The organism is Bradyrhizobium sp. Kon69 (genome assembly GCF_055807515.1).
The window spans coordinates 197,137-207,762 of the sequence record NZ_JBVVOS010000013.1 but is presented as its reverse complement, the minus strand read 5'-3'; the positions used below and the strand labels follow the sequence as shown (position 1 = coordinate 207,762).

At 62.6% G+C, this 10,626-nt stretch carries 7 protein-coding genes; 3 read left to right on the top strand and 4 right to left on the bottom strand.

Annotated elements, in window-relative coordinates; all coding sequences use genetic code 11:
- Positions 1-260 precede the first annotated feature (260 nt).
- Both AC0L3U_RS19215 and AC0L3U_RS19210 read right to left on the bottom strand, forming a co-directional pair.
- Positions 261-1,286 (bottom strand): glycoside hydrolase family 5 protein, encoded by a 1,026-nt coding sequence (locus AC0L3U_RS19215; protein WP_473362800.1) that lies wholly within the window; start codon positions 1,284-1,286, stop codon positions 261-263.
- A complete protein-coding gene (locus AC0L3U_RS19210; protein ID WP_473362799.1) occupies positions 1,283-2,593 on the bottom strand; it encodes an O-antigen ligase family protein in 1,311 nt (436 codons plus the stop codon). Before AC0L3U_RS19210 ends, AC0L3U_RS19215 begins: the two co-directional genes overlap by 4 nt.
- Positions 2,594-2,818: 225 nt before the next feature.
- On the opposite strand from AC0L3U_RS19210, the gene AC0L3U_RS19205 reads away from it, so the two are divergent.
- Positions 2,819-3,955 carry a GNAT family N-acetyltransferase gene (locus AC0L3U_RS19205; protein WP_473362798.1) on the top strand — a complete coding sequence of 379 codons (1,137 nt, stop codon included), beginning with the start codon at positions 2,819-2,821 and terminating at the stop codon, positions 3,953-3,955.
- A gap of 29 nt (positions 3,956-3,984) precedes the next feature.
- On the opposite strand, the gene AC0L3U_RS19200 is transcribed toward AC0L3U_RS19205, so the two are convergent.
- Positions 3,985-5,208 (bottom strand): FAD-dependent oxidoreductase, encoded by a 1,224-nt coding sequence (locus tag AC0L3U_RS19200; RefSeq protein WP_473362797.1) that lies wholly within the window; start codon positions 5,206-5,208, stop codon positions 3,985-3,987.
- A 451-nt stretch (positions 5,209-5,659) separates the two neighbouring features.
- Here AC0L3U_RS19200 and AC0L3U_RS19195 point away from each other — a divergent pair, with 451 nt between their 5' ends.
- On the top strand, positions 5,660-7,006 hold the full coding sequence (locus AC0L3U_RS19195; protein WP_473362796.1) for a lipopolysaccharide biosynthesis protein: 1,347 nt from the start codon (positions 5,660-5,662) through the stop codon (positions 7,004-7,006).
- A gap of 54 nt (positions 7,007-7,060) precedes the next feature.
- Here AC0L3U_RS19195 and AC0L3U_RS19190 read toward each other — a convergent pair whose 3' ends face one another.
- Positions 7,061-9,154 (bottom strand): GumC family protein, encoded by a 2,094-nt coding sequence (locus AC0L3U_RS19190; RefSeq protein ID WP_473362795.1) that lies wholly within the window; start codon positions 9,152-9,154, stop codon positions 7,061-7,063.
- A gap of 282 nt (positions 9,155-9,436) precedes the next feature.
- Here AC0L3U_RS19190 and AC0L3U_RS19185 point away from each other — a divergent pair, with 282 nt between their 5' ends.
- Entirely contained in the window at positions 9,437-10,612 is a 1,176-nt protein-coding gene (locus tag AC0L3U_RS19185; protein WP_473362794.1) for a glycosyltransferase family 4 protein, read from the top strand.
- Positions 10,613-10,626: the final 14 nt, after the last annotated feature.

Sequence of the window (10,626 nt, the reverse complement as noted above, 5' to 3'; positions counted from 1 at the left end):
ACGGGCTCACAGGGACTACCCGCCCTGCCCGCACCTCTCATGCCGACGCTGCCGCGTCCACCGCAAGCCCGGCTCGCAATCAAGACGACAACGAGATCGCCCCTCAAGGATGAGCCGGGATGGGCGACACATACGTCAAAACCGAATTTCGGTAAAGTGGAATATATTTGCGGAAAGGGGTTGACGGGATGGCGGGTGTTTTGCCCGACGGGTCCTGCCCGGCACCCCTTCCGCGGAATGAGCGGACTCGGGGCGCGATTTCAACGCGCCGGCGGCATCAGCGCACGCAGGATACCCGGCTTCCACGCCTGGCGCGCACTGTCGAACGCCGCGAAGTCGTGGTCGAACTGCCAGTAGGCCCATGACCAGCCGAGCCGGTCGGCGCTTCTCGCCACGAACGACAAATATCGCTGCCGGCTGTCGGATGGCGCACGCTCGTACACTCCGAACTCGCCGACATAAACCGGGCGCTGCTCTTTCTCCGCCCAGAGGCTCATCTTCCTGAAGTCGGCAGCAGCCTTGGCTTCATCCTCCGGGCTGCCCCAGTCCAGCGGCCCGATCCGCGAAAACGTCGGAGACCACGGCGCGCCCTGATGGGTGAACCGTATCGGCGCGTAGTAATGAAACGTGACGATGAGATGCCTGTCCTCGGCCGGGAGAACCAGCTCGTCGACAGGGATCTCATCGGTGTTGAGAACGGCGGCGATGACCGGCCGTTCGGGATTGGTGCGGCGGATGATGCCGAGACATTCATTGAGGAGCGAATTCCAGCTGGCGGAGGTCATTTCTCCACCAGGCTCGTTCAACACTTCAAAGACGAGTGCCGGATATTTGCCGGCATAGCGCTCGGCGATCTGCCGCCAGAATGCCTTGAGCTTCTCGGCGCATTCGGAAACGTCGCGTTGGCAAAGGTGGGTATCGTGCTCGTCGACGATGGGAACGAGCTTCCTCGCGAGAACCTCCTCGATGACGGCGTCAAGCCGCCTCAGGACGATCTCGTCCAGGACATTCCCCGGGCCCATGAACTTGAAGCCGAAGAAATTGATCCTGACATGCGCGAACCCGGCCTTCTTGATCGCAGTCAGATTGTCCAGGCGAAATGGCGCGTTATGGCCGCCTTCCCAGATTCCATCGTAGCCGAGAATGTTGATACCGCGACCCAGTTTTGGTGTGTCACTGGACGCGGCCTGCTCGGCTCCGCGGGCGTGGGAAAACAGCGATGCAAGGAAGACCACCATAGCCGCAAGATTGACGCTTCTCGGCCAACGCGCGCGCATGGCGGTCATACTGCTTCCATTCCTATGGTCTGGAATTCCGTCGGTCGCACCGGCCTGCACGTCGCGAAGAACAACCCCACCAGGAGCACCGATGTGAACATCGTCGAACGAAGGAACGTCGTCTCCGTAAAATTGGTCTGAAAGCTGAGGACGACAAATCCGATGATGAGGGCACAATGCGACCGGTCGATCGTGCGAGCGGAAATCAGATGGAGGATCTTGTGCGAAAACAGGAGGACGCTCGCGGTAAAGAGCGTGTATCCCAAAAATCCGGTCTCCATCAGGATCGCGATGTAGCCGCTGTGATAATTGTCGAGCACCCAGCCGTGATTCTGTTCGAAATAATCGTAGATCGAGGGGATTGTCCAGAAGCCGTTGATGCCGAATCCGAGCAGCGGCGCATCGTTGAAATGGCTGATCGCGTAGTGCCAGATGAAGGTCCGTTCAGTGAAATCGATACTGGCATCGCCGATATGGATGGCATCATATCCCGTCGCGTAAAAATACAGGATCAGAAGTCCGGCCAGAATGCACATGACAAACGGCAGGAGCGCATAGAGCCTCATGCAGCCAACCGACCACATCGAGGTCACGAGCATGGCGCAGGCGGCCAGAGCGACAGCGCCGGCGCCGCGCGATTCCGACGCGAAGACACAGGTTGACGCCAGCAGGAACACGGCGAGGAAAGCCAGCCACCCCTGCCCCGTCATCTTTCGATAGCAGGCCAAGAACATCAGATACGCGCCGACGAAGCCGAGCGTCTGCTTGGATTCGTAGACGCCCTGCCATTGACCGTTATGCATCCAGCTGTGGTCGATCCCGATGTCGGGCACAGCCAACGCACAGACAGCCGACGCGGCGACCAATATGAAGAGCCCAAGGGCCGTGGCTTTCACGATCTCGTCCAGGTCGACGCGCGTGACGAGGCAGAATGCGCCGAACGTCGTCATCGCAAGCGCCGCGCTCTTCATGATCGCCGCGACGCTCAGGCTGGACCAGAACACCGAGACAATTGCGAAGGCGTAGAATGCGACCAGCGCCACCAGATCGGGGTTGACCTGCAACCGCAGGCGCGGCTGTACGAATGCACTTGCGTAGATCAGGACAGCCCACATCAGAAGGGCAACGGCCTGCTGCAGAAAGCTCAGCTCCGCCGGCAGTAGCGCGGCGTTGAAGATGCCCATCGATGCGACCACGTTGATGGTGATCGAACAGCTGATCGCGAACCTGGCTATCTTCTCGACGCCAACGCTGCGCGTCGTCCAGATCGCGCTCCCGGGTGCTCCGGAGTCCACCTCGGTCTGCAGGCTGGCCATGAGATGACCTTCCTTAAGCGCGGTTAATAATTCGCTAGCGCAGGTCGATCTCCATCGCTGCGACGCGACGCCATTGCGAAATTAACGTTTTGGTAACGATATGAGCCTTGCGCGAGGCATTAATGCAAACTGCACGCCGCCGGTGTCTCGCCCGTAACGACCCTGCTATAAAGCGCAGGTCCGGCTCGATCGACCCGTCCCGAGCTATCCGGTTTCCCTGGTATCATGAACAGACCCAGCAACACGTTCGACATCGCCATCGAGCAGGGATTCGACTTCCTGTCGCCTGATTACGCGGAGCTGTTTGACAACTCGGCTGCCACCGCGTTCCAGCATCCGCTCTGGCTCGACACCCTCTACACCAGGCTCGCGTCTCATGCAGGCGCAACGCCTCTGGTTGTCGTGGTCCGCCACCGCGCAACGGGCGGCCTTGCGATGGTGCTGCCCTTGCTGCGGATCCGGCGCGGCCCGATACGGACCGTCGAATTCGCCGACCTCCGCGTCTCCGACTATCTGGCGCCGGTGTGCAGCCCGCAGGTATTTTCCGAGCTGCTCAAGGACGAGAGTGCGTGCGCAGAAATCAGGTACCTCGTCCGCCCGTTCGATCTGCTCCGAATGACCAAGCTGCCCGACGGACGGCTTCCGATCGAGAACCTGCTGGCGACGCCCCGCCGCGTCGCGATGGAGTCCAATGCCTATGCGAGCGTTCTCGTCGCACCGTTCGAGCAATGGCGCGCCAGTGCGATGGACCGTTCTTACCAGAAGGAGCTCGCAAAGAAATCCCGGCAGCTCCAGAAGAAGGGCGATCTGAGTTTTTCATGCTGCAGCGACAGCGCCTCCGTGATCGAGGCGCTGGACGTGATGCGCAAATTCCGCGGTCCGCGCTTTCAGGCGCAAGGCGACGGAGATCTGCTCCAGCGCCCCGAATATTACGGCTTCTATTCCGAGATGGCGCAGCGCGGCCTCGGCTCCTTTGTCCGGCTCTACGCGATGAAGATGGATGGCGAGGTGATCGCCGCCGTGCTCGGGCTCTGCCATCAAGGCAGCTTCCTCGTCATCATGAGCGCCTTCGACATTGCGGGATACAAGAGCCAGTCCCTGGGCGCGCTGATGTTCGAGCAGGTGGCGAAGGATTGCATCGAGCGCGGGGATCAGATGCTCGATTTCACCATCGGTGACGAGCCCTACAAGAAATTGTTCGGCGCGCAGCCTTCGCCGATGTGGGCGGTTGCGCAGGCCGGCAGCACCGTGGGCGCCATTTCCTTGTTCGCACTGAAACAGGCTCCCTGGCTTAAACTCGCCGCCAAGCGAATGTCGGAGTTCAGGTTCCTGCCGACCCGCACCTCAACGCCCACGCGCTGACCGACGCGAGGCCCCGACAGGCGCGGCTCTCAGGCGCGTAGCGCGCTTCGAACATGCGCGAGCCAGCCTGGCCGCATCTGATCGACGCGGTGGGTGATCCTGCGTCGCAGGAAGTGCAGCCGCCGCCGCACGTCCCAGCCGATATCGTTGCGGGACGTCAGGGCCTGCCGGAAGCGCGCCATCTTCAGTGACTGCTGGTCAGCCGCGACCTTGTCGGGGTCGGAATAGAATTCCGAAATCTTGTCCTGGCTCATGCCTTCGGCCACGAGCCAACGTGGCGCATATTCGGTGCAGAGGCGGTCGACGTCGACCAGCAGGCGGGCAACGCCGGTGCCGGCGGCCGGGCAATTGGTCTGGAACGCATCGCCGATGAGCACGACGCCGGGCTGGAGATGCCCTTCCACGACGGACAGGTCCATCACCCAATTCTGCACCCGGTCGATCACGTGAAAGTCGCCAAGGTAAGGCCGCAATCCCGGCAGCAGGCGCAACACCGTCGCTTCCGGTTCGCGGCGCAATTCGCGCATGATCGGATCGGCCGGGTCGCGGAACATGAAGAGGTTTGCCCGCATGCCGGCACGCACGGGAAACAGGCTGAGATAATCGATGCCGTCCGCCGTGCGCTCGCCGTAACAGGTCAGCGCCTCGAAATCGAACGGCACATCGTCCCGGCGCGCGATCGTGAATCCAAACGTGACCGAATGACGCTCGGCCAGCACCCGCCGCTTGATACCGAGCTTGTAGCCGAGAACGCCCGCCATGCCCGTGGCCAGCACGACAAGGCGCGCTGTCATGCGCCTCCCGGACGCGAGCTCGATATGCTGGATATCGTCGCTGCAATTGACGGCCGTGACCTCGTCGACGATCAGGCTGGACGGATCAGGCAGTTGACTGCGTGCCATGGCGACGAGATCGGCATAGGCTAGTCCGTAAGCCCGGCCGACGCTGACGTCGACCACCTTGCCGTCCCTGATATTGAGCACCTGATCATATCGGCAGGCCACCTTGTCGAGCGCGTCGAGGAAGCCCAGCTTGCGCAACATCTCCAGCTGGTGGCCGCCGATTTTCTCGACCCGGAACTCGTCCGGATGGACCGCGCGCTTGTCGACGAGAGCGACACGATGCCCTGCCCGCGCGAGCACGGCCGCCGCGAGCGAACCCGCAAGGCCGCCGCCAACGATCGCGATGTCGGCGACGATCGTCGAAGGGCCGGCTGCGGCAATCGGCTCGGGCACATTGCTATCCGCCGTCATGGTCCAGGCTCCCACGGTCAACGATGATTGCCCGTGCAATTCTCTCGCCTGATCTAGCATCGCAGGACCAAACGCGATCATTTCTCGATATCTCGGTTAATGCAGCGGAGACCTGCCCGGCCCGATGAGATCCGGCACGCGCCTTGCTCGGGATGATCATTCCCGGCGAGCCGGTCCGCATCCAGCGGCTCATATCGCCTGATTGGCCGTCGATGCGGCGCTATGCCGCCACGCGATCAGGCCGCACTTTGCTCTATCTGGGACAATGGGGTCAGCGATGTTCCATAGTGAACCAACCGCCATTAGTGAACTAACAGCCATGGCCGCGACGTCGACGCGGTCGGCAGGATCATGGAGGCCGTCCATTAACACTCGCGGTTTTTCGCCATGCTAGGCTTTTGCAGGTAATCGGAAAAATGTCTCTTCAGAGGAAGTTGCCTCTTAAATTTCCATGATCGAATCCATCGTCCAACTCATGCGGCGCGACGTGACGCGCGGTGTTGCCGGAACCATCCTTCTCAAGGTTGGTAGCGGCGCGCTTGCGTTCGCGTTGTTCTCGCTTGCGGCACGAACGATGTCGCCCGATGGGTTCGGCATCTTTGCGACCTGGCTTTCGGTGGCCCAGATGGCAGCGGTCGTCGGTCTGGTGGGCCAGGAATCGCTGCTGGTGCGATTTCTGAACGAGTATCGGGTGGGAAATCAGCCCGATCTCACCAAAGGCGTGCTGCTATCGAGCCTGAAGATTTCCTCGGTCGCGATGCTGATTGCGATCGGCACAATGGCGATCGGCGCGAACATCAAAGGCGCCTCGTGGCTGCTGGTCATCGCGGTGTCGGCCTACACGGCCGTGAATGCGGGGCTGATGCTTGGCAGCCAGATCGCACGCTCGCTGGTCAGCATTCTCATGGGAGAAGGAAACAGGGAGTTCTTCTGGCGCGTCAGCGTCGTGTTGTTCCTGCTCGCAATCATGTTCGGTCATCGCCAGCTCGATCCCGCCGAATTGATCGCCGTGATGACGATTGCCATGTCGGTCGGACTGATCGCACAGATCATCGCGATTGCGCGAACCCTGCCGGATTTCCGCGGCACGGCGGTGGGGTCCGAGACGTCGCGCTGGAGATCGAGCGCGCTTCATTTCTGGGTCGCGTCCATCCTCGAAGCCGCGAACCAGTATTTCGACGTCATCCTGGTCTACTGGATGCTGGACCCGGCAACCGCCGGAATTTACTTTGCCGCTTCGCGCCTGGCCAACATCTTCGCCATGCTCTCGGCCGCACTGTACAGTTTTGGCGCACGTCGGCTCCCCTCGCTGTACTTCGGCAAGAATCACCAGGAATTCGAGCGAACGTTGCGGCTCATGGCGGAAGTGACCGCGGTGTGCGTGGTCAGCGGACTTCTCCTGATCTGGGTTGGAGGTCCCCATCTGCTCAACCTGTTCGGGCCGCATTTCGCTGCGCAGCACTGGGTCCTGATCGTGCTCGCGATCGGAACGGCGTTCCAGGCGGCGGGCGGTCCTTCTGCGGCGATCTTGCAGCTGACCGGCTATGAGCGCGAGTATGTCCCCGTGATTGCCGGAAACGTAGCGCTGCGGCTGCTCGGATTTCTCGTCCTCATTCCCTGGCTCGGCGTTCTTGGCGCAGCGATCTCGGCCACTGTGTCGCTGGCGCTCGCGACCATCGCTCTCAACATCCTCTGTCGCCGGCGAACCGGGGTCGATCCCTCGATTCTGGGGCTTCTGCGCTTCTCGCCATCGAAGCCTAGCGCCTATGCGGTCCGTGGCGCGGACTCCGGCGAATAGACCTCTGGTCAGCCGAGGCAATGGCGCGGCTCGGCAATCCGTTGCCGGGTGGCGTCAACCAGCCAGCCCCAGCACTTCGCCGCGACGCGACGCCGACGGGCCGGCCGGCACACGATTGACGACGATGCCCGTCGGCACTCCGGCAAACCAGGAGAGCGCAGCGATTGCCCTGCGCATTGCGGCCGAGTCGACGGCGTCTTCGCGCGCGACCAGCATGACAAGATCAGCGTGAGCAGCCAGCGCCGCTGCCTCCGGCTGCAACGCCAGGGAGGTGGCGTGAACGACGATCAGATCGAACTCCGAACGAATATCGTCCGCGGGCAGCGGCGCCGGCCTCTTGCTGGCGCTCAGAAGCTCATCGACGCTGCGGAAATCTGCAGTGGTCATGCCGTCGGCCTGGCCCTTGGCGAGGCCAGCCCCGGCACCGCCGAGGTCCGGCTCGACCCGGATCAACACGCTCAGCTTCCCCGTGTTCACCGCCCACCGATTCAGCGATCGCGCGACGGTGTTGCCGCCGGCCCGCTTCCCGACCGACATTACGAGGACGACCTTGCCACGAGGTCCCGGCACCTTCTCCAGCCGATCCAGCAGCGGACGCAGATGGGGACCAAGATCAAGTTCGGTCGTCGCGGACACCGGACCTTGCCAGATGTTTCTGGGGACTTCGCCAGGCGTCAGGTCGGGAATGCGCGCCCACACCGGCGGACGTGCCCACGTCGCGGGCTGGCGCGGAGCCGGCTCGGGGTCGCGGGTGTCAGGAGCGGATTTGTCCGATCCGCGTCCCGTGGCGGCAACGACCGCCGTCGATGTCAGCAGCGAACCGATCGCAAGAGCGGCGAGCAACAAAGACAGTGGTGGAAGGGTCGAGCGCAGCGGCGGAATGGCGGACGACGCAATCTTGGTCTGGGAGCTCTGCAAGAGGCGCTGCTCGTTCGTCGTCTTGGAGCGCGAGAGGAACTGCTCGTAGATGTTTCTGTTGGCCTCGGCGTCGCGCTGCAGCTCCTGGAGCCGGACCAGTGCTTGACCATCGACCAGAAGCTGCGATTCCGCCGCCTTCATCTGGCCTTCCAGCGCCTTCTGCTGTTCGCGCTGGGCCTCGTATTCCGATTTTGCCGTATCGATGCCCTTCGTCCGCTCGACCTCGATCTGCCTGTTGAGATCGGTCAACTGGCTGTAGGACATGACGAGGTCGGGATGGCGATCGCCGAACACCGCCCGCTTCTGCGCAATCTGGTCGTTGAGCGCCGACCGCTGCGCGCGCAGGGCGCTCAGCAGATCCTGCTTGACGGGGCTGTCGACATTCGCCTTCACGTCGCGTTGCGCCTGCTCGTAGCGGGCCTTCGCCTCTTCGGTCCGGGCCCGCGCAGCGGCAACCTGCTGCGACAGTTCGGTGACCCGCAATTGCTGGGTGGTGGAATCCTTGCCCGCGTTGACGATCCTGTGCTCGAGCTTGAACGTGGCCACGGCGTCCTCTGACGCCTTCAACCGTTCGTTCAATGATTTGAGCCGGCCACTGAGCCAGTCGGCGGCCTCGTCGGTCGCATCGGTGCGGCTGCGGCCCTGGCTGGCGACGAACGCCTCGGCGATGGCATTGGCGTAATAGGCCGCCCGCTCCGGCCGGTTCGACGTGAAGCGGATGGCGATGACATAGGTCAGCCCGCGACGGGAAATGTCGAGGCGGTTGCGGAATCTCTCGAGCAGGCGCGCAGGGTCGGTATGTCCCCCGGAAATGTCTTGGTCATCCCGAATCTTGAGCTGCTCGATCAGCGGCTCGAGAAAGCCGTCGGACTTCGCCACTTCGACCAGGCTTTGCAGCGCGGCGCTATCCTGCCCGATGCCCGGCAGAACGTCCTGCTCCGAGGTTACGCGTTGCTCGCGGGGATCGACCACGACCAGCGCGGTCGCCGCAAATCGAACCGGGATCACCAAGAGAACGACGACGCCAAGGGCAAAAATCGCGAGAGCGAGCGTCAGGATGCGGCGAGCATTGTCCCGCATGAAGGAGAGCGCACCCGCGGCCGTGAGCGCACCGCCCAAGCGCGCGGCGGACTCGCGTGACTCGCCGTTCGACGCATGTCGCGTCTGCCACGACGCGGCAACACCGGTCGATCCGGAGCTTGTCGGGTCTGCGCGGCGACCGAACGTCATGGATTTTACTCGGATTCAACTGGCGAACACTGTTCAGTGCCTGCTCCAACGTAAATATCTATGGTTAATCCGCGGTTACCCGCGCCTGGCGTGGTCATGACCAATTGGTTAACGCGCTCGCTTCGTTTTGTCGGGAACCAGCGGAATTCCCTCGCGAACTATGCCCTTGCGGCAGGGCGCGCATTAACTCCGTTTATTGCTAGTCGGTGTCCACGCGAGGCCCTCATGGTAAGTACGGGGTTAAGAATGTGAAAAATTCGTTCCTCTAGTGGGTCGGGATCCGTGCTCCATTACCAGCCAAACAAGGCGTTGGGCGAGACGACTGCGACAGCACTCCCGCCGCCCAACGATGGCGGACGGAAGCCGCACGTGCTTCTCGTACAGACCCAGGCCGAGAACGCCGGCGCGCAGGAGATCTCGCGCCTGCTTGGCGCCGGGCTGACTGCTCGCGGCCACCGGGTCACCAATCTGTTCTTCTTCCGCAAGTCGGATTCGTTCGATGAGCCGCCCGATACGATCTATTGCGCGTCGACCCGGCCCGGAAATCCGCTGGCGCTGCTGCAAATGCTGTGGACGCTCGGCCGCCATATCGGGGCCACCAGGCCCGACGCCGTTCTGACGTTTCAACATTTCGGCAATGTCATCGGCGCCGGCGTGGCGCGCCTTGTCTGCCGCGCGCCTGTCATCGCCAATCAGGTTTCATCCGCGCTGTCGATGAGCTGGCCGGTCCGTACGGCCGACATCGTCATGGGCAGCCTCGGCTTCTTCGACCGCATCACGCTCAACTCGCTGGACATGCAGCGCGAGTATTCGCGCTACCCGAGGGCCTATCGCGCGCGGATGGTGCATGTCCCGCACGGCTTCGACGACAAGGCGCTCACCCTGACGAAGCAAGCCGCGCGACAGAAATTCAATCTGCCGCCGGATCGCACCCTGCTCGGCTGCGCAGCAAGATTGCACCCGCATAAGCGGCTTGACGCGGCGATCCGTCTGTTGCCGGATCAACCCTCCTGGCACCTCGCGCTGGCTGGCCAAGGAGCCGACGAAGCCCGGCTGCGGCAGTTGGCGGACGAGCTGAGAGTATCGGAGAGGCTGCATCTGCTCGGCGAAATCACCCCGCGCCAGATGGCGGAGTTTCTCGCCGCTCTCGACGTGTTCGTATTTCCGACGCAGGCGGAGACCTTCGGCCTCGCCGCTGTGGAGGCCGCAAACGCCGGCGTTCCCTCGGTCGTCACCGATCTACCGGTCTTGCGCGAGGTTTTGTCCGTCGAAGGCAAGCCGACAGCGCTGTTCGTCGACGCCGCCGATCATACCAAGCTGTCGGCCGCGGTCTCCAGGCTCCTGACGGATCAACGACTAAGCGACGAACTGCGACAAAACGCCAAAGGCCTGAAGCTGCGCTATTCAGTGGATGCCATGGTGGAGGAATACGTTCGAATTCTCGGCCAGGTCATTTGATCGGGACGCATTGA